The sequence below is a fragment of the Edaphobacter sp. FHG110511_03 genome (assembly GCF_059115365.1).
In genome coordinates this window covers 2,169,751-2,188,211 of sequence record NZ_JBZYWL010000001.1, presented here as the reverse complement: position 1 = coordinate 2,188,211, position 18,461 = coordinate 2,169,751, and the positions used below count along the sequence as shown (strand labels likewise).

Here is an 18,461-nt window from a genome sequence, read left to right as displayed (position 1 = left end):
GCGTCGAGCAAACTCTGCCTGCAGGGCGATCTGCGCAGACTCGACCAGGGAGTGCCAATCCTCTGCGATCTTAGAAGTTCAAAATCAGATTGCGAATGATAGAACTCCTCAAAGGTCGGCTCGGACATGTCCGGAATCATAGCAGCGTGCCGGGAGCCCTATAACGCCTCGTGAACGACGCGTCCGGTTCCCTTCTCGATATTTCTGATTTCGCCATCGCGCATATGGATAATCCGGTCGGCAATCTGTGCAGCCTCGAGATTGTGCGTGATCATCAGGACCGTCTGGTTCATCTCGCGACTGGAGTGGCGCAGCATGTCGAGGACGGCATCGGAGTTCTTCGTATCCAGGTTGCCGGTCGGCTCATCGGCCAGCACAATGGAGGGGCGCGAGATCAGGGCCCGGGCGATGGCGACACGCTGCTGCTCGCCTCCTGAAAGCTCGCTGGGCCGATGGTCGAGCCTGCCCTTGATGCCCAGAAGGTCGGCCAGGTGATCGAGCAGGGCTCGATCGAGCGGCTTCTTCTCCGCCGCTCCCAGGTTGGCGATGTCATGAGCGATCTCGATATTGCCCAAGGCCGTCAGGGTTGGCAGAAGATTAAAGCGCTGGAAGATAAACCCGATCTTCGCACGGCGCATGCGTGTCCGCTCCAGGTCCGACATCCGTGAGAACTCGGCCCCGCCGATAAAGAGCGACCCCGAGGTGGCCTGCGTAAGCCCGCCGAGGATATAGAAGAGAGTTGATTTACCGGAGCCGGAGGGGCCGACGATGGCGACGAACTCCCCAGGATCGGCCGAGAAGCTGACCTTTCGCAATGCCGTAACTTCGAGCTTTCCGGAGTGATACGTCTTGCCGAGGTTCTGGGCGGTAATGATCGGCTGGGTTGGACTTGCCACGCCCAAAGGTAGGGAAGAAGGAGTCGCCATGAGTTACCTTTGAGTCTATCGTGACTGGGACCTCTGCATGCGAATGGGGATGAGTTGGGCCGAGCTTCTATTGCTCATCCTTGCCGGATGGAGCCTCGTCGGCTTCTTCGGCGTGACGCTGTCTTACCGTCGGCAGGAACGCCGTCAGGCACGTCGACACCTGATCTGGATCGGCGGAGTCTGGCTTTTGTACATCGGCGTACTGTTGGCGATCTCCCTTACGGCCAACCCGGGTTCCATCGCTCGCGGCCAGGAACAGTGTTTCGGCACCCGTTGCCTCGCTGTCATCAAGACCGAGATCATGCCGGGTTATCTGGCGAGTCATGGCGAACAGGTGCTGCGCGTCTCCGTGCGCATCACCAACCACTCTCGCAAAGACCGCCAGGGCGACCAGCGCTTGAAAGCCTACCTTGTCGATTCTCAAGGCCGTCGATGGTACGAAGTCCCGGGGCTTGAAGGGGTGCGTCTTTCGACGATCGTCGCGCCAGGCAATTCAATCGTCAGCCAGCCGGTATTTAAAGTCGCGAGCGATGCAACCGGTCTCCGGCTCATCTTCACGCACGGTCGAAGACTTCCGTATGCGCTGCTTCTCGGTGATCGCGACAGCCTGCTGCATCCTTCCGTCAGCGTTCCACTCGAGCGGTAACCTTTGCACCTCTAAAATCCTTGCAATTTCCGTGATCTTTCATGAGCAATTTTTTGCTAAACACCTGAGAGTTCACTTTTCCATGCAAAAGGTTGCGACCTTGTGCAAAAGATGCCTCAAATCTGCACATTTGAAAGCTTCGTAATTGGTATCTCGATTGCACTAGTGCGAGGCCGTGTTGTATCGGCCTCATTCCACAGGCGTCGGGCCGGCGTGATGTGGAGCTGATTTTCATGAACGCTTTAATGCACTTGGGCTCTTTCTAGTTTCCGAATACCGCTGGTCTCTCCGAGGTGAGCAGCGGTGTACGGTCTACTCGCTTCCTTCAGGAAGCTTCCTGGGACTCAATCAGCGATGCTCGCCAAGACCCTGCCGTCAGGGTAAGTCAGGCCAGCGTCAAAATTGCCCACTATGCAGCGTGATCTGCGTAGACGGCGGAATATCGCTAACCCAACCGTGTGGAGGAAGAAAAGTGAAAACCATTGCAGCTACTCTCGTTACAGTCTTAGTCGTCTCTGGACAGGCTTATGCCCAGAGCAACACGAACAAGTCGTCGGACAAAAATGATAAGAAACAAAACAAGACCCGTACGCTGCGTGACAACCAGATGGACAATGTCACTGCCGCCGGTGAGGAGAACTCCGCACTCGCGGCGAACAACTCCACGGTGACCGTGTACAACAATGGATCTGTTGATCTGAGCGGCGCCGCCTTGAGCGGAGCCTCGGGCGTCAACATCGTCAGCTCGTCAGACGCGCTGGTAGGTAACGGTGTGAACGTCTACAGCGGCACCATCTCGGCGCCTTATGCCAACAGCGGAGCCGACGTTAACCAGAGCAATGACATCACACAGAACACAGCTCAGAAGGCAAAGATCGACGGCTACTACCGTGGAGCGAACTCCCAGCTCAGCGTGTCGGCCTCGTCCGATGTCAACAAGAGCGCTTCAAGCAGCAGCAGCTTCGACAGCTCTCTCGATACCTCGAAGACCCATGACCAGAGCTTGGATCTCAGCCACACGAAGACATCCTCGCTCTCGAAGGACTACAGCAACAGCCACGATCAATCGCTAGATGCCAGCCTCAGCAAGTCCGCCTCGCTTTCGACGGATTATTCTTCGTCCAAGAGCGCAGACGCCTCGCTGTCCACCAATCACACGTCTTCGAAGGACGCCAGTGCTTCTCTGTCGACGGATCACTCGTCTTCGAAGGACGCCAATGCTTCCCTGTCCACGGCTCACTCGTCGACGAAGAACGCCGATGCTTCCCTGGCGGCGAATGCTGCGCTTTCGGCTACCAGCTCTTCGCTGGACGCAAACGCAGCGCTGGATGCTTCGGCAAGCAAGTCATCCACCAAGAACAGCTCGCTCGACGCGGCGGCCAGCAAGTCGTCCGACAAATCGAGCTCGCTCGATGCCGCAGCCAGCAAGTCGTCTGACAAGTCGAGCTCGCTTGATGCCTCAGCCAGCAAGTCGTCCGATAAGTCGGCCTCACTCGATGCCGAGAAGTCGTTCGATGCTTCGCTGAGCACCAGCAAGTCCTCTACGAAGACCTCCAGCCTGGATGCAAACCACTCCACCGAAGATACGTTGTCGGCGACGGACCACAAAAACTCCACTCTCTCCGCAACCGTATCGAAGGAGAAGTCCAACGAGTACTCCAACCACACCGTTCAGACTCTTGACCTGACCTACGACAAGCAGGGCGCAGTCGCTTTTGACTCTGCCAGCGGAAAGTATGTCGCGGTCGATGGATCGACGGTAACGGCCAGCAACATCTACACCGTGGCCCTTTCCGATAACGCTCTCCAGAACGCTCAGGCACTCAACATCGTCAACGCTGCCGGCGGCATGGTTGCCAATGGCGTAAACATCGCTCGCACGTCGAACATGAACTCGGCGCCGACGATCTATCAGACCAACAGCATCTATCAGGTCCGCTAAGAGCGAACCGGCGCGAGTGGATCCGGCAGTTCACCCTGCCGGGTCCGCCAGCGTTCCGTTCGCTCCTTCACTGGATTCAAGGAGTATTTTTATGCGACGAATTCTCGTGATAGCGGCTCTGGTCCTGCTGAGTCCGGCAGGTCTGACGCTGGCTGGCGCACAAACGCCAGTCCGCGACCAGGCTCAGAGCCGGATCCAGGTCAAGGCAAAACCCCTGAGTGATGCTGCGCTCGATCAAGTCACGGCCGGAACCGTCTCGGCCGGGATGTCGGACGGCGTAGTGCGCTTTCAGGGTCAAGCGCCAACGGCCAACGGTCTGGTCTCGAGCTCGGGCTCGCTTGCGCTTCAGAGCGGTCCCCTCGGTGGCAACACCATGGGAACCCTCAGCCTGAACGGCAACGCGCAGCAGAACCTGAGTTCGCTGGTAAACATCAACGCAGTGAACTCGCAGGTCAATGTCCTGCTCAACCTCAACGTCAACATCAACTCTACTGTGGGCACTCTGACACAGGCGAACCTCGGGAAACACTGATGATGCTCCTCCCTGTTCATTGGTTAAGGTCCGGGTGTAGAGCACTCGCGCTGCTTGTGGCGAGTGGTCTCTTGTACCCTGCCTCCGCGTCCTCTCAAACCAGAGACGGCGCGGACGCGCAGGGAGGCGGAAAAAAAATTCGCAGCCTCAAGGAGATTCGCGGCGAAGATGTCGTGCGCCAGAAATGGGACATGAGCTGCGGAGCAGCCGCTCTCAGCACACTTCTCACGTACGAGTTCAAAGACAACACTCCCGAGACCGCTATCGTCGTCTGGATCCTTCATCGCGTCGATCCGATCCGGGTACGAGCCCGCGGCGGCTTCTCCCTGCTGGACCTCAAGCGCTTCGCACAGGCGCGCGGCTATCAGGCGGAAGGCTTCTCCGGAATGTCCATCGAGGAGCTCGCCTCGAAGAAGACCGCGGTCATCGTGCCGATACGCGTGAAGGGCTTCGACCACTTCATTGTGGTGCGGCGCATTACGGGAGGCCATGTCATCATCGCCGACCCCGGCTTCGGCAACCTCACGATGAGGGTGGACCGCTTTCAGTCCCTGTGGAAAGAGGGCATTGTCTTCGTCGTGCGTCCGCCAACCGACCTGATGATCACCGAAAAACCTCCTACCGTCGCCTCGCGTTCCATCCCCGATCCAAGCATCATTCAACGGGGAATCGGCGTGGCCATCCCTCCCAACTATCTCTATTGAACTTCTTGAGACCCATGCATAGCGAAAGGCTAGATCGATGCAGTCACCCACGATGAAGAGATATTGCACCGCACTGATCTGCTGGGCCCTTGCAGGTTCGGCCACGGAACTCCAGGCCCAGCAAAACCAACAGGCTCCGGCCCAGGGTTCACAGCAGCCTCAGTTGCAGAATCGCCCGCAGCCGTCGAATCAGCCGATCTCCCAGCAGGACTCCCTGCTCCTGGCCGTGAATCAGCGCCTGAACGACGCGCTACGCGAGCGCGACGCCATCATCCGCAATCTTCTCGAACGCGTGCAGGAGCTGGAGTGGCGCGTCAATGGAGGCTTTACCACCTCGCCGAAGGAACTCGTCTCCGCCAAATCCATTCCTGCGTCCGCTCCTGCCCCTGCACCCGCTTCACGTGGAGCCGCCTCGGCGGTCAACTCGGTTGTTACCAACTCCGGCTACGACATGGAGGAGCGGCAGGCAAGCCAGGCTCTCGATCAGGCTCTCATCGTTCGTGGCGGCTTGTTACTGCCGCCCGGAACCATCGAGCTCGACAACACGACCTCTTACTTCAGCTCGACCTCCGACCGCATCAACATCGACGGCTTTGCGATTCTGCCCGTGCTCGTCGTCGGCGATATCGCCTCGCAGCGCGTCCGCAAAGATCTTCTGCTCCCCACCTTCTCCTCGCGCCTGGGTCTTCCCCACAAGCTGCAGTTCGATACCTACATCCCTTATGGTTACCAGCTGAATCGCACGGTCGATGTCAACAATACCCAGACCTCTCAGAGTACCTTCGGCCTTGGCGACATTACGTTCGGCCTCTCGCGGCAGTTGACGCTTGAGCATGGCCGAGTCCCCGACCTGCTGGCCAATGTTCGCTTCAAGACCACGACTGGAGTCGACAGCTTCAACCTCAACAGCAGCCAGACCGCTCTGGGTACGGGCTTCTATGCCGTGCAGGGAAACCTGACTGCCGCGAAGTCGAACGATCCCGTCGTCTTCTTCGGCAACCTCTCCTACACCGCGAACCTAAACGGAACCCACTCGATCCCCGCTAACGATCCCGACAATCCGGGTGCGATGGTTCCCGGCCACTTCAAGCCGGGCGACTCGGTCGGCTTCCAGCTCGGCTCAATCCTCTCCCTGAATCCCGAGACCTCGATGACCATCGGATGGGATCAGCGCTTTACCCGCGCCACTACGCTGAACAATAAGGTCGTGCCCGCCTCCTTCCTCGTCGAAGGCTCGCTGCGGCTTGGCGCATCGTATCTGTACGCTCCAGGGAGAACCATCGATCTCAGCTTCGGCGTCGGCCTCACGCCAGACACTCCGAACCTGCAGTTCTCTGTCGGCCTTCCCATTCGGAGAGCTCTCTGGAAGCCAAAGAATAGTGTTCACTGATCGGGCTGGAAGGAAATCACAATGCAATGACAACTTCCTGACAACTACTTCCGACAGGAGCACTACTGTGGAGGCTGCGTCACCGGTGGCTGATCACCGAGGATGTGAAAGGCAGCTCATAGACAACCGGCAATCTGCCGGCCTCTGGCGATGGGGTATGAATTGGGCGATGCTCCATCGCCGTTTTTCTCTACGCTGGCGCACTCCCGGATTCGAGCAGCGAATGCAGCGTGATCTCTTCCAGAAAACTGATCTCCATTCTTACAGTAACCACCTGTCCCAGGTCGCTCATCGCGGTCAGATTCCTGCGACATGTGCAGAGGTCGGTGAGAGCCATATGGGACGACCGCGTAAGCTCGAGGCCTGCGGCAACGATGGTTCCATAAAGGTCCAAAATCGAGCGCAGCTGTACCTCGACCCGCAGCTCCATCGTTCTCGAAGAGAGAGCGCGACGGTCCAGAACCCATCCGCCGCAATCGGCGAGAGAGGCCAGGAGTCCTGGCAACACTCCCGATCTCTCGTCATAACTAAACCCCTGAATGTTGAGTGATGACATAGCCTGCTGGGGGTTCCTTCCCTGAATCTTTGTCATACACCTTCATCGGAATCAACCGGTTGTAGCGTGATGCCGGGCGCGGTACGGTGGTCATATGACGAATGAGTGCACTGGAGTAACCCCATGATTTTGGGAGTGGGAACGGACATGATCGAGATCCGCAGGATCGAGAGCAGCATCGACCAGTTCGGCGAGCGCTTCCTGCGCCGCGTCTTTACCTCCGGGGAGATCGAATATTGTCAGCGAAAAAAGAAACACGCCGCCGAGAGCTTCGCCGCGCGATTTGCCGCCAAGGAGGCCGGAGCCAAGGCTCTCGGCACCGGAATCAGCCGTGGCGTTGCCTGGAAAGAGGTCGAGGTGCAGCGTGAACCGGGTGGCCGGCCCACTCTCCACTTCAGCGGTCGCGCCCGCGAACTTGCCGACCAGCTTGGAATCTCCAGTCTGTCGCTCAGCCTCACTCACAGCCGCGATCTTGCCCTTGCCGTTGTTATTGCGGAAGGCAATGAAGTTACCAGAAGAGCGTAGCTTGTTTATTTTCAGTTTCTTATACTTATTGCTCCCTCTCGCCGCAAACTCTGCCAGACGTCCACGGTCCGGCATGCATCTCTCGTAAGTTATGGCAATTTCTCAGGAAAACTTCGTTGACGCGCCCCTGAACCTCAGCTATTCTTAAAACTCGCGCAGTCTCGCGCTTGTACGTCTGTGCGTCTATACGTTCCAGAAGGCGGCGAGACATCGTAGTGGATCCACCCGGGGCAGTCGATAGTCCAAGACATTTGGGCCCTTTGCCCCCAAAGCACCCACACCTCAGGTCCAGGAACCAGGCTCTGTGCGCAGTTCAGGCGGCCAATCGCTCGTGTTTTGGAGACCGTTCTTCTCCTTCGCGGCGTGCAACGCCTGAGTGGCATTTGGTTCGTTTTCAGAATTTGGTTTCACCGTAGAGCAACACCCATTCGTTCCATCATTCTTCCTCAGCACCACGCCGAACAAGGAAGACGGCAGAACCAAGGAGTACTAAAACGATGTCCACCAGGATTCCGAGCGCGAAAGAGATTCAGCGCAAGTGGTTTGTCCTCGACGCCAGCGGCAAGACGCTTGGCCGCCTCGCTACCCAAGCAGCCAATGTGCTGTCCGGCAAGCTCAACCCGCTCTACACGCCTTACATCGATACCGGCGACCATGTCGTGATCATCAACGCCGAGAAGATCGTCCTTACGGGCCTCAAGGCTGACCAGAAGCTCTATCGCCGCTACACCGGCTTCCCTGGTGGCCTGCGCGAAGAGTCCTTCGTCAAGCTACTGGAGCGCCGTCCTGAGGCGATCGTCGAGCAGGCCGTCAAGGGCATGCTTCCCAAGTCGAAGATGGGCCGCCAGATGGCGACCAAGCTGAAGGTTTACAAGGGCGACAAGCATCCGCACCAGGCCCAGCAGCCACAGCCGCTCGAGGCGACCGCCTAAGTTTCGCGGATCGCATTTTCAAGTTTCGATGGGCTTCGGCCCCGTTTCAAGCAGGTTCAAGGAGCATCATGGCAGATCTCGTCCAGTACTATGGCACCGGCCGTCGCAAGAGCTCGATCGCGCGCGTCTTCCTGCGCCCGGGCAGCGGCAAATTTTCCGTCAACAAGAAAGACGTTGACGTCTACTTCGTCACCGCGCAGCAGCGCGCCGCTGCAAAGCGTTCGCTTGGCATCAACGACATCGGCGAGACCTTCGACGTCATCACCACCGTTCGCGGTGGTGGCGTGATGGGTCAGGCTGACGCCGTCAAGCTCGGCATCGCCCGCGCGCTGATGGTGTTCAACCCTGAGCTCCGCAAGGCGCTCAAGAGCGAAGGCCTCGTGACCCGTGACTCCCGCGCCAAAGAGCGCAAGAAGTACGGACAGAAGGGCGCTCGCGCACGCTTCCAGTTCTCGAAGCGCTAAAGCAGGCTTCACAGCAGTTTTGCTGTCTTTGCTGTCTCGCTTTACGGGAACTACCGCTTTGGCAGGAGCCTGATCCAAGTGATCCGGCTCCTGCTCGCAACACCCGCGGGGTGCACGTCGCCAGCGGCAAGGAGTCCAATCTCCCCTACGGGGGATAAATCCAGGTCCCGGATGTGCGCACTCCGATAAGGGCCTCAACCAAGGAGATCTAATTTGGCTTCCATAACTATGAAAGAACTGCTCGAAGCTGGCGTTCACTTCGGGCATCAGACCAAGCGCTGGAACCCGAAGATGAAGGAATATATCTTCGGCGAGCGCAACGGAATCTACATCATCGACCTGCAGAAGACGCTCAAGATGTTCAAGGACGCGTCCAAGTTCGTGACCGATCTTACCTCCACCGGCAAGTTGATTCTCTTCGTCGGCACCAAGCGTCAGGCACAGGACGCCGTGGCCGAAGAGGCCAACCGCGCCGGAATGCCGTACATCAACTCACGCTGGCTGGGCGGTCTGCTTACCAACTGGGTCACCGTGCAAAAGTCGGTCAAGCGCCTCCAGGAACTGGACGACATGTCGACCGACGGCCGCTACGAGCTTCTGACCAAGAAGGAAGTCATCAAGCTGGAGCGCGAGCGCAAGCACCTCTCGACCAATCTATCCGGCATCAAGAGCATGAAGCGGCTTCCTGACGCGCTCTTCGTGATCGACTCGAACAACGAGGCCATCGCCGTCTCCGAGGCTCGCAAGCTCGGCATCCCGGTCGTCGCCGTCGTCGACACCAACTGCGATCCCACGGTCGTCGACTACGTGATCCCCGGCAATGACGACGCTCTGCGCGCCATCCGCCTCTTCACCACGAAGATCGCCGACTCGGCCTTCGAAGGCGTTCAGATGGTCTCCGAGCGCGCCTTCTCCGATGAAGTTTCGGACGTTCAGCAGGCCGAGGTCGCTCCCGAGCACATCGGCGAAGAAGGCGAGTTGAACGAGGTTCAGGCCTCCATCACCGCCGCCGACGCCGATGAGGACGAGAACGTTGACCTGGCTGCTGTACTCGGCGGCAACATCCGCAAGGCACCAGCCGCGGCCTCTGTCGATGAGCCCGAAACCGCTATCGCCGAGACCGGAGCCTAAGCCCCACGATTCGGTCGGTTCAGTCCACCGCGTTTGCAGTGCTGTAACCGCCATCTGGCACTATCGGGGGGCGCGGGTCATTCAAACCCGCGCCCCCTTTGTCTGAATCCTGCTTTACACCAATGAAGGGAACTACCAATGTCTGAGACTGCCGTAAAGATTGATGCAAAACTCGTCAAGGAACTCCGCGAAAAGTCCGGCGCACCCATGGGCGACTGCCTCAAGGCGCTGCAGGAGGCGAAGGGCGAGATGGAAGAGGCGTTCGTCGTCCTGCGCAAGCGCGGCATGGCATCGGCCGCCAAGAAGGCTTCACGCTCCACCAATGAGGGCTCGGTCGGAACCTACATCCACGCCGGCGGAAAGATCGGCGTCCTCGTAGAGCTGAACTGTGAGTCCGACTTCGTCGCCCGCACCCCTGACTTCCAGGAGCTGCTCCGCGACATCGCCATGCACATCGCAGCCGTTGACCCGCGTTACGTTCGCCGCGAAGACGTCACTGCCGAGGACATCGAGCGCGAGAAGGAGATCTACCGCGCCCAGGCTGCCTCCTCCGGCAAGCCGGCCAACATCATCGAGAAGATGCTGGAGGGCAAGATGAGCAAGTTCTACGAGGAGGTCTGCCTGCTCGATCAGCCGTTCATCAAGGACCAGGCGCAGACCATCGCGCAGATCATCGCCACCCGCGTGGCCAAGCTCGGCGAAAACATCAGCGTTCGCCGCTTTGCGCGCTTCAAGGTAGGCGATCCCAACTGGACCGTTGCCACCACCGCCCAGACCTCCTCGGAGGAGGCATCGGCATAGATAATCTCGGTAGCAATACCAGAAAGCCCGGGCTGCCGCCCGGGCTTTTCTTTTGAGTCATCGTTATCTACTTTTCGTTAGTCCTGTGCGAATATTCTCCGCATGAGCATTCCCGTCCACGCGGCGCGAATATTTCTGGTTTGGACGATGCTCATGTCTGCTCTCGTCGCTGCCGGGCAGGATCTCGAACCTCGCGCCTACTCTGCCTCGCCCGTCGGAACCAACTTCGTCGGAATCGGATTCGGCCGGTCAAGCGGAGATGTCGCCTTCGACCCCACACTTCCCATCACCAATGCAAACGCCACCCTCTACTCGCCTGTCGTTGGTGTAGGGCGCACCTTCGGAGTATTCGGCAAGCAGGGTTTGTTCGCCGCCACGCTCCCCTACGCCTGGGGCAACGTCTCCGGTGACGTCGGAGATCAGCGAGGCAGCATCTACCGGTCAGGCCTCGCAGACACGAAGACTCGCATCTCCATCAATCTTCGCGGCAGTCCCGCCATGACTCCGGCCGAATTCGCTCGCCGGCCACATCGACGTCTCATCATCGGCACCAGTCTGAGCATGACCTCTCCGTCGGGACAATACGACAACACCAAACTGATCAATCTCGGAACGAATCGATGGTCCTTCAAGCCGGAGATCGGAATCTCCTACCCGCTCAAGAAAGTGGACCTTGATCTCTACGCAGCGGCCTGGTTCTTTACCGAAAACAAAAGCTTCTATACCGGGCACTCCAGACGAACGCAGAATCCTCTCCCAGCGCTTCAGGCACACGTGAGTTACACCATTCGCCGAGGCCTCTGGGCGGCAATCGACGCCACCTGGTATACCGGTGGCGCATCGACTGTCAACAACGGAGTTCCTTCTGAAAGGCAGAACAATTCCCGCCTGGGGGCAACATTCTCGTATCCCTTCGCCAAAGGACATTCCTTCAAAGTCAGCTACAGTTCGGGTGTGACCGGCAACGTGGGATCGAAGTTCAGGACCATCTCCGGCGGCTGGCAGTATGTCTGGTTCGGGCACCCGTGATCCCTCGCAGATTATTTGAGTGACAGGCTCACACCCCGAAATTATTCTCAGGGCGGCCCTCATCGCTGGGAGGTACTCTTTTGTGATCTGCAGCGAACGGAATACATCGTCGCGATTCTTGACGTGGTCTTGCGTGGCATTCGTTTTGCTCACAACCGTAGCCGCACGCGCTGCGCAAACCGGCGTAGCTTCCAAATCGATCCTCACTGTCCTTCGTGAAACAAACCTTGAACTTACTTCAACGGGCACGACAACGAATGCCTGCATTCTTGTTCGGAGCAATGGGCAATTCCATATGGAAATCCGAAGACAGACCCTTCCTGCTACCACGGCGACTCTTCATATTTATGAATCGACTTTAAGTACCCCGCAGTTCCAGAAGCTATGGAACGTGCTAAATACTGAAGAGGTAAGGCATCTGCCTGCGTACTCAACACCGCAATACCCCTTATCAATTTCCAAGGCTCAACATTTCATAGCCCAAAGATCGCCGAATCCCTCGGATATCGTCGGCTATTTAGCATGGGACAAACGATTGGAAACGAAAGATGCTATGCCGGCCCTGACTCCGGATGCTATCAAGCAGGGCTGGTCGAATTCTCAAACGGCATTAATCCCGGTGGCAGCCTGGTTCCATGAGGCCATGAAGATGAACTGGAAAGAGGTTCCCGTATCCAAATCCAATCTCTGCGGAGTGAAACCTTACAACGACTAGCCTGATACGAGAAGAGCGGCTTTCCTTCACCGCTCTTCTCGGTATCTTTTTGTCGTGGTATCCGTTGCTCTCGCTTCGAACGCCGAGTTGAATCTACTTGGCAGGTTTCGGTGGAAAGCTCTTGAACATCGACTTGATGTCGTTGTCCAGCGACTTGGTGTTTTTGTCCTCGTTCGTTGAAGATTCTCCGTGGCAAGTCCTCTCCACAGGATCTTCTTGGAACTGCCCTCGAACATATCGACAACCAGGTTTGCGACGTTCTGATTGGTCGTCGTGGTCGTGGCAATACCGGTCCCTAAGCCCCCTCCCCAACCACCTCTCCAGCCCCAACCACCCCAGCCCCAGCCGCCGCCCCAGCCGCCGCCAAGATTGTCGTACATCGTCTGGAGTTCTTGCTGGTCATGGATGTTGTCTGTAGCAAACAGGGTGACATCCCCGCCGGACGGAGCGAGCTGCCATCCTTTCGCCTGCAGTTGCTGATTGACTGCATCCTGAATGCGACTGGTGTAAAAGGGATTGGTCGTCTTCACGTTACCCCATGAGTAAGTCTTGTAGCTCGAAAAGTTCGCCGTGTGGTCGTAGTCGGTTCTTACGTTGCTGGCTAGCAGGGTCGGTGAAGATCCTGCTATCAATGCGGCAGCCAGCGCGAGTTTCATCAAGTAGCTCATGCCGTACCTTCTTTCTTGCAGCGTAATTTTGGGGGCCCGGATGACTGAATCGACGATACTCGCTGGATGGCCCATTCATGCAGCTTTTTCGCATGAACAAGCCCATCCGAGCGAAGATCGAACCTCTACACGACCTGCAACAGCAGCGGCAGTACGTCTGGTTCGGTCATCCCTGAGTCTCTTTCCCGGTGCCCATTTAACCGGATAAGTACCGACACATGGATATAGTTTTCGTCCGCCACCCTCATTCGCATTTGCAGGTCTCACGATGAAACGAAGGCATCGAGCCTTCCAAGGACGGGATGCAGTGACCATGCGGATCGAGTTGTGGGTCTCCCAGTTTTGCAGCGATGCGCCTCTCGAAGCTTTCGGAGATAAAGTGCTCCAACCGCTCCGCTTCGTCGTGAAGTTCGTCCAGAGGGTAATCCAGGATCTGATAGAGAAATGTCTCAATCAGACGATGGTGACGAACGATCTCGACTGCCCGCTTCTTACCGGCACGTGAAAGGCTGACGCCATAGTGGCGCTCGTACTCCACCAGAGCCGGCTTCGCGGAGGCTAGTTTCTGAATCATATTCGTGACGGACGCGGGCGCGACACCGAGACGCTCTGCCAAGTCTCCGCTGCTGACCCGCTGTCTTCCATCACGGCTCAGGTGAAAGATCGCCTTCAGATAATTATCGACCGACTCCGTATTAGCCTTCTGTTCCCGGCTTCTCGCCATCTCTTAATCCTAAACGGTTCATTGACTCTCTTGAATTTTTAGGCTAATCTAAAAATTATTTAGACACACCTAAATTGTATTTTTGAGAACTCTCATGCAGCCGTCGCGGACTTTAACCAAAGGTTTTCTCTTTGCTTTGCTTGTTGCCAGTCCAGTGTTCCTGGCGGCACAGAGCGGCACCTCGGCTGCAATCTCTGGGAACGTTACTGACGCTACAGGCGCGGTTGTGAGCCCTGCAACAGTCACCACGGTCTTCCGCAGCTCGCGGGCTGAACGAAGCATAAAGGTCGGTGCCGACGGAGCCTTTTTCTTCCTGCAGCTGAGTGCGGGCACCTACCGTGTTACAGCACAGGCTCCAGGATTCGCGCCGACGACTCACGATGTCACTTACATGGGAGTTCCGCTTCACCTGGATTTCCGGTTGGCGGCGGAAGCTGTTCAAACTGAGGTGATCGTGAACGCGCAAGAGCTTGATCCCGCGGAGCCGGCGCATGTCGATATCACACCGGAGCAAATTGAACGCATTCCCAGCCAGAGTGTGAGCTCACCACTGAGCTCGCTGATTACGATGACGACACCCGGGGTCGCTGCCGACTCGAACGGCTCTTTCCATCCCCTGGGCGATCATGCCGAGGCGTCCTTTGTTATCGACGGCCAGCCCATTACCGATCAACAGAGCCGCACGTTTTCCACGCAGATCTCTCTGAATGCCCTGCAGTCGATGGAGGTCCGCGAGGGCTCTCCGCAGGCGGACGTTGGCGACAAGACCAGCATGGTTATCGTCGCGCAAACCCGCTCCGGGCTGGATCAGAGGCGCCCCGCGGGTTCCGTTATTTTCTCTCAGGGGAGCTTCGGAACAACCCAGGTTAGTGGCAATGTTGGCTTCGGATCAGCACGTTTCGGAAGCTTTACGGCGGTGGACGGAATCAACAGCGGACGGTTTCTCGACACACCGGAGCTGGCTGCGCTCCATGCCAACGGAAACGCCGAGAACATTATCCAGCGACTGGACTATAAAGCCACTGACAGGACTGCTTTGCAGCTGAACACCAGTGCGAGCAGATCGTGGTTTCAAACACCGAATACCTTTGATCAGAATGCTATCGGCCAGAATCAGCGGCAGACGATCACGAGCTTCAATATCGCTCCTTCGATGCTGCGAACGTTTAGCGGGTCTGCATTCAACCAGACGAATCTCTGGGTACGCCAGGATAAGATTCGTTATCGGCCATCTGACGATATCTTTTCGGACACACCGGCGACGCTGTCGCAAGCGCGGCGCCTGACGAGCGCTGGAGTTCGCACCGAGTTCAACTACTCTCGTGGACACCACACTGCAGTAGTGGGCGCGGAGTGGAAGCATACCTTTCTTGCTGAGCAGTTCATGACTGGGTTGACGGACCCTGGATACAACAGTCCCTGCCTGGGTACGAATGGCGCACCGCTGCCAGATCCTGTTTATACCGATCCATCCCAGTGCACGGCCGGAGGTTTTGTGCAGAATCCCAGGTACCTGCCGGGATTGGCGACAATCGACCTTACACGTCGCGGGAGCCTTTACAGCTTTCAGGGGAAGACTGATATCAAGCAAGAGGCTGTCTTCGGACAGGACAGCATTCGCCTCAGAGACTTTACCCTGAACCTCGGACTTCGTTTCGATAACTATAACGGGCTGACAAGCAGCAATGCTCTTCAGCCCCGTGTCGGAGGCGCGTATACATCTTCTGCGTTGCACACCGTCTTCCACCTAGCCTATTCGAGGGTCTTCCTGACTCCCTATAACGAGAACCTCATCGTCGCCAGTTCGAACGGCCCGGGATCAACGGCAGGAGCCCTGGGCGCGGTTGATTCCGGAGTCCTGAAGACGGGAAGCCGCAATCAGTTCAACGTCGGCTTTGAGAGCAAGATCTCGGACAAGGTCTCGTTCAGCGCCGAGTACTTATGGAAGTTCACCTATGGAGCGTATGACTTCGACGTTCTGCTCAACAGTCCGCTGACATTTCCAACGCAGTTTCGGAAATCAAAGATTGACGGTGCGCTCTTCCGTGTCTCTGTTGCGCCGACACATGGCTTTGCTGGCTACTTCACCGCAAGCCACGTCCGCTCCCGGCTCTTCGGCCCTGAGATTGGAGGAGTCAGCTTCAGTCCGCCGTACAGCAATATCGCCCGGCCGGACCATGATCAGGGGCTTGCGTTGAATCTCTATGCGCGATACCAGTTTGGCCGACGCGGACCGTGGACAGCGCTCTCCTACCGTTATGACGGTGGCCTGGTTGCTGTTGCTGTTCCGGACTACGCTACTGCCCTCCGACTGACCGGTGACGAGCAGGGACAGATGGGGCTGTATTGCGGCTCAGTGACGGCCAGTACGACCAGCCCGATACGCTCTTGCTCTGCCGGCCTGGGCTCCACCCGTATTCGAATTCCACCCGCCGGCACAGAGAACGACGACAGAAATCCTCCGCGCATCGCAGTGAGAAATACAGTCGCTCTCTCATTCGGACAGGACAATCTATTGCGCTTCGACAAGAAGAGTGTTGGTCTGAGGTTCGAGGTCGTAAATCTTACAAATGTCGACGGGCTATACAATTTTCTTTCCACCTTCTCGGGGACTCACTTTCTGACTCCACGCAGCTTCAGCGGGCAGATCCGCTATTCCTTTTAGATTCATATACTTTGGGATAGATTCGGAGTACGGCTACAGACAGCCGAAAAGGGGCGCAGCGGCAGCCTTCCGCCGCTCTGCCTAAATGAGGCAAAGTCATGCAGGAGCATGGCCGCTATTTCGATTTGCCCATGCGATACTTGAACCTGACATGTATAAAAGAGTCCTCCTTAAGCTCTCAGGAGAGGCCCTGGCCGCAGGCCGTGGCTTCGGTATCGATGCCGTATTCATCCATAAAGTAGCCGAAGAGATCGCATCCGCTCACGCTCTCGGCTGCCAGATCGGAATCGTCGTCGGAGGAGGAAACTTCTTCCGCGGAGTCGCCCAACAGGCCATCGACATGGACCGCGTGGCTGCCGACCACATGGGAATGCTCTCGACGGTGATTAACGCCATCGCATTGCAGGACGCGATCGAGAAGCGCGGGATCTTCTGCCGGGTGATGTCCGCCATCGAGATGCACCAGGTCTCCGAACCCTACATCCGCCGTCGCGCCATACGCCATTTTGAGAAGGGCCGCATTGTCGTCTTCGCCGCCGGAACCGGAAACCCGTTCTTCTCCACCGACACTGCCGCCGCACTGCGCGCGATGGAGATCAAGGCCGACATCCTGCTCAAGGCCACCTCGGTCGATGGCATTTACTCGGCCGATCCCAAGAAGGACCCTGAAGCAACCCGATTTGAACAGATCACCTATAACGACATCCTGCGCCTCAATCTGGGCGTAATGGACACGACAGCCGTATCGTTGTGCCGCGACAACAATATGCCGATGATGGTTTTCAGCATGCGGGAGCAGGGGAATATCGTTCGCGTTGTAGCCGGGGAAAAGATCGGCTCGCTCGTCACCGCTTGACGTCGCGGTAGCTTTCGGAACCTCCCCGCATCAAACATCTTGAAAGCGCGTTAACACTCCCTAGGGACGATAGGAATTTGGCCTCCACAGCAACGACGCCGCTGGTTAAACCGGCACGTAAGCCATCATTACCTGCTCTGACAGGCATTCGCACCCTGCTCGCTCTTAACATCGTCCTGTTTCACTTCACTCCGCCGCACCTCGGACCTATTCGCCCCTTCGTTGAGCACGGATTCGTCTTCGTCAACGTCTTCTTCCTGATCTCCGGATTCATCCTCTCGTATAACTACTTCGATCGTGGCGCGAATCTGGTGAAGCGCGATTTCTGGATGGCTCGCTTCTCGCGCCTCTATCCTGTCTACCTGCTTGTCCTGCTGATCTCGCTGCCTGTGCTTGATCTCGAATGGCATGTGCGCTCAACAACAGAATTCTGGCAGGGAGTTGCGCTTACCCCGGTATTACTCCAGGGATGGAGCCCATCGCTGGCTACCTTCTGGAACACCGTCGCATGGACGCTCTCTTGCGAGATGGCCTTCTACGCTGCCTTTCCGTGGCTCATCCGGCTTCCGTGGCCCCGCAGGCCTTCGCGTCTCGTGCTGACGCTTTTTGCGCTCTGGATCATCGATCTCGCACCAGTAGCGCTTTATCTCTGGGTGAATCCGGACCACCTCTCCTCTCCAGTGGACCGCTATACGTCAACGACGCTGGTTCGCTTTCTGAAATACACACCGCTTCCCTACGCCGCGACTTTCCTCTCGGGAATCGCGCTTTCAAGACTGCAGTTGATGACATCCATCTCCGAACGGAGGCGGATGCTCATCGCGGCTGCATCCCTTATCGGGCTTGGGTTGTTTTTCTATCTCGCCTCGGAACGTGTACCGTATCTCATCCTGCATGGCGGGCTGTTGTTGCCGTTATTTGGCGCACTGGTCTTTGGATTGAGCGGCAAACACGCGATTTCCAGCATCTTTTCGTGGGGACCTCTCCTGTTGGTCGGGGAGAGCAGCTACTGTCTCTACCTGCTCCACTTCAACGTCTTCATCTTGATCCATAGCACTCATCTTCCAGAACGGCTCCATGTCACGGCGCTCGATCCATGGATCTCGTATGCCGTGCTCGTCGGGCTTTCGATCTTCATCTATCGCTTCTTCGAGAATCCCATCCGCAAAGCCATCCTTAACCGCTTCCCTCCTTCTTCACGACGGAACGTTGCATGAAAAAAAAGGGCCTCGCCGAAGCGAGGCCCTCAGAACAT

Annotated in this window: 19 protein-coding genes; 15 read left to right on the top strand and 4 right to left on the bottom strand. The window is 57.4% G+C overall.

Annotated elements, in window-relative coordinates; translation table 11 throughout:
• Window positions 1–158 precede the first annotated feature (158 nt).
• Window positions 159–926, bottom strand: a complete 768-nt coding sequence (locus AC5S26_RS08935) for an ABC transporter ATP-binding protein (protein ID WP_494184500.1) — start codon at window positions 924–926, stop codon at window positions 159–161.
• Between the two features lie 49 nt (window positions 927–975).
• Between AC5S26_RS08935 and AC5S26_RS08930 the strand changes: the two genes are divergently transcribed.
• From AC5S26_RS08930 to AC5S26_RS08910, 5 genes are all read left to right on the top strand, one after another.
• Window positions 976–1,572 carry a hypothetical protein gene (locus AC5S26_RS08930; RefSeq protein ID WP_494184499.1) on the top strand — a complete coding sequence of 199 codons (597 nt, stop codon included), beginning with the start codon at window positions 976–978 and terminating at the stop codon, window positions 1,570–1,572.
• A 472-nt stretch (window positions 1,573–2,044) separates the two neighbouring features.
• Entirely contained in the window at window positions 2,045–3,514 is a 1,470-nt protein-coding gene (locus AC5S26_RS08925; protein ID WP_494184498.1) for a hypothetical protein, read from the top strand.
• Between the two features lie 91 nt (window positions 3,515–3,605).
• A complete protein-coding gene (locus tag AC5S26_RS08920) occupies window positions 3,606–4,046 on the top strand; it encodes a hypothetical protein (protein WP_494184497.1) in 441 nt (146 codons plus the stop codon).
• A gap of 71 nt (window positions 4,047–4,117) precedes the next feature.
• A complete protein-coding gene (locus AC5S26_RS08915; RefSeq protein ID WP_494184496.1) occupies window positions 4,118–4,750 on the top strand; it encodes a C39 family peptidase in 633 nt (210 codons plus the stop codon).
• Window positions 4,751–4,802: 52 nt separating this feature from the next.
• Complete coding sequence (locus AC5S26_RS08910; RefSeq protein WP_494184495.1) at window positions 4,803–6,140, top strand: transporter; 1,338 nt, start codon at window positions 4,803–4,805, stop codon at window positions 6,138–6,140.
• Window positions 6,141–6,330: 190 nt separating this feature from the next.
• Here AC5S26_RS08910 and AC5S26_RS08905 read toward each other — a convergent pair whose 3' ends face one another.
• Window positions 6,331–6,732, bottom strand: a complete 402-nt coding sequence (locus AC5S26_RS08905) for a hypothetical protein (RefSeq protein ID WP_494184494.1) — start codon at window positions 6,730–6,732, stop codon at window positions 6,331–6,333.
• 87 nt (window positions 6,733–6,819) lie between these two features.
• Here AC5S26_RS08905 and acpS point away from each other — a divergent pair, with 87 nt between their 5' ends.
• The 7 genes from acpS (at window position 6,820) to AC5S26_RS08870 (ending at window position 12,293) form a co-directional block, all read left to right on the top strand.
• A complete protein-coding gene (gene acpS / locus AC5S26_RS08900) occupies window positions 6,820–7,221 on the top strand; it encodes a holo-ACP synthase (protein WP_494184493.1) in 402 nt (133 codons plus the stop codon).
• A gap of 497 nt (window positions 7,222–7,718) precedes the next feature.
• Complete coding sequence (rplM, locus tag AC5S26_RS08895; RefSeq protein WP_494184492.1) at window positions 7,719–8,153, top strand: 50S ribosomal protein L13; 435 nt, start codon at window positions 7,719–7,721, stop codon at window positions 8,151–8,153.
• A 68-nt stretch (window positions 8,154–8,221) separates the two neighbouring features.
• Complete coding sequence (gene rpsI / locus AC5S26_RS08890) at window positions 8,222–8,617, top strand: 30S ribosomal protein S9 (protein ID WP_494184491.1); 396 nt, start codon at window positions 8,222–8,224, stop codon at window positions 8,615–8,617.
• Between the two features lie 213 nt (window positions 8,618–8,830).
• Window positions 8,831–9,748, top strand: a complete 918-nt coding sequence (rpsB, locus tag AC5S26_RS08885) for a 30S ribosomal protein S2 (protein ID WP_494184490.1) — start codon at window positions 8,831–8,833, stop codon at window positions 9,746–9,748.
• 138 nt (window positions 9,749–9,886) lie between these two features.
• A complete protein-coding gene (gene tsf, locus AC5S26_RS08880; protein ID WP_494184489.1) occupies window positions 9,887–10,549 on the top strand; it encodes a translation elongation factor Ts in 663 nt (220 codons plus the stop codon).
• Window positions 10,550–10,651: 102 nt separating this feature from the next.
• Window positions 10,652–11,578 carry a transporter gene (locus AC5S26_RS08875; protein WP_494184488.1) on the top strand — a complete coding sequence of 309 codons (927 nt, stop codon included), beginning with the start codon at window positions 10,652–10,654 and terminating at the stop codon, window positions 11,576–11,578.
• Between the two features lie 295 nt (window positions 11,579–11,873).
• On the top strand, window positions 11,874–12,293 hold the full coding sequence (locus tag AC5S26_RS08870) for a hypothetical protein (protein ID WP_494184487.1): 420 nt from the start codon (window positions 11,874–11,876) through the stop codon (window positions 12,291–12,293).
• 26 nt (window positions 12,294–12,319) lie between these two features.
• Here AC5S26_RS08870 and AC5S26_RS08865 read toward each other — a convergent pair whose 3' ends face one another.
• Both AC5S26_RS08865 and AC5S26_RS08860 read right to left on the bottom strand, forming a co-directional pair.
• Entirely contained in the window at window positions 12,320–12,961 is a 642-nt protein-coding gene (locus AC5S26_RS08865; RefSeq protein ID WP_494184486.1) for a DUF4136 domain-containing protein, read from the bottom strand.
• Between the two features lie 244 nt (window positions 12,962–13,205).
• Window positions 13,206–13,685 carry a metal-dependent transcriptional regulator gene (locus tag AC5S26_RS08860; protein WP_494184485.1) on the bottom strand — a complete coding sequence of 160 codons (480 nt, stop codon included), beginning with the start codon at window positions 13,683–13,685 and terminating at the stop codon, window positions 13,206–13,208.
• A 94-nt stretch (window positions 13,686–13,779) separates the two neighbouring features.
• Between AC5S26_RS08860 and AC5S26_RS08855 the strand changes: the two genes are divergently transcribed.
• The 3 genes from AC5S26_RS08855 (at window position 13,780) to AC5S26_RS08845 (ending at window position 18,423) form a co-directional block, all read left to right on the top strand.
• Window positions 13,780–16,350: a TonB-dependent receptor gene (locus tag AC5S26_RS08855; protein ID WP_494184484.1), complete on the top strand. Its 2,571-nt coding sequence runs from the start codon at window positions 13,780–13,782 to the stop codon at window positions 16,348–16,350.
• 151 nt (window positions 16,351–16,501) lie between these two features.
• The gene (gene pyrH, locus AC5S26_RS08850) at window positions 16,502–17,206 is read left to right on the top strand and encodes a UMP kinase (protein WP_494184483.1); all 705 of its coding nucleotides are present in this window, start codon (window positions 16,502–16,504) and stop codon (window positions 17,204–17,206) included.
• A gap of 77 nt (window positions 17,207–17,283) precedes the next feature.
• Window positions 17,284–18,423, top strand: a complete 1,140-nt coding sequence (locus AC5S26_RS08845; protein WP_494184482.1) for an acyltransferase family protein — start codon at window positions 17,284–17,286, stop codon at window positions 18,421–18,423.
• The last annotated feature ends 38 nt before the right edge of the window (window positions 18,424–18,461 follow it).

Excerpts from the sequence above, each read along its gene's own strand:
- tsf (WP_494184489.1), top strand. The coding sequence starts at position 9,887 with ATGTCTGAGACTGCCGTAAAGATTGATGCAAAACTCGTCAAGGAACTC.
- AC5S26_RS08855 (WP_494184484.1), top strand. The coding sequence starts at position 13,780 with ATGCAGCCGTCGCGGACTTTAACCAAAGGTTTTCTCTTTGCTTTGCTT.
- pyrH (WP_494184483.1), top strand. The coding sequence starts at position 16,502 with ATGTATAAAAGAGTCCTCCTTAAGCTCTCAGGAGAGGCCCTGGCCGCA.
- AC5S26_RS08910 (WP_494184495.1), top strand. The coding sequence starts at position 4,803 with ATGAAGAGATATTGCACCGCACTGATCTGCTGGGCCCTTGCAGGTTCG.
- AC5S26_RS08875 (WP_494184488.1), top strand. The coding sequence starts at position 10,652 with ATGAGCATTCCCGTCCACGCGGCGCGAATATTTCTGGTTTGGACGATG.
- AC5S26_RS08860 (WP_494184485.1), bottom strand. The coding sequence starts at position 13,685 with ATGGCGAGAAGCCGGGAACAGAAGGCTAATACGGAGTCGGTCGATAAT.
- AC5S26_RS08935 (WP_494184500.1), bottom strand. The coding sequence starts at position 926 with ATGGCGACTCCTTCTTCCCTACCTTTGGGCGTGGCAAGTCCAACCCAG.
- AC5S26_RS08865 (WP_494184486.1), bottom strand. The coding sequence starts at position 12,961 with ATGAGCTACTTGATGAAACTCGCGCTGGCTGCCGCATTGATAGCAGGA.
- AC5S26_RS08905 (WP_494184494.1), bottom strand. The coding sequence starts at position 6,732 with ATGACAAAGATTCAGGGAAGGAACCCCCAGCAGGCTATGTCATCACTC.
- acpS (WP_494184493.1), top strand. The coding sequence starts at position 6,820 with ATGATTTTGGGAGTGGGAACGGACATGATCGAGATCCGCAGGATCGAG.
- AC5S26_RS08870 (WP_494184487.1), top strand. The coding sequence starts at position 11,874 with ATGGAAATCCGAAGACAGACCCTTCCTGCTACCACGGCGACTCTTCAT.
- rpsI (WP_494184491.1), top strand. The coding sequence starts at position 8,222 with ATGGCAGATCTCGTCCAGTACTATGGCACCGGCCGTCGCAAGAGCTCG.
- AC5S26_RS08930 (WP_494184499.1), top strand. The coding sequence starts at position 976 with ATGAGTTGGGCCGAGCTTCTATTGCTCATCCTTGCCGGATGGAGCCTC.
- AC5S26_RS08920 (WP_494184497.1), top strand. The coding sequence starts at position 3,606 with ATGCGACGAATTCTCGTGATAGCGGCTCTGGTCCTGCTGAGTCCGGCA.
- rplM (WP_494184492.1), top strand. The coding sequence starts at position 7,719 with ATGTCCACCAGGATTCCGAGCGCGAAAGAGATTCAGCGCAAGTGGTTT.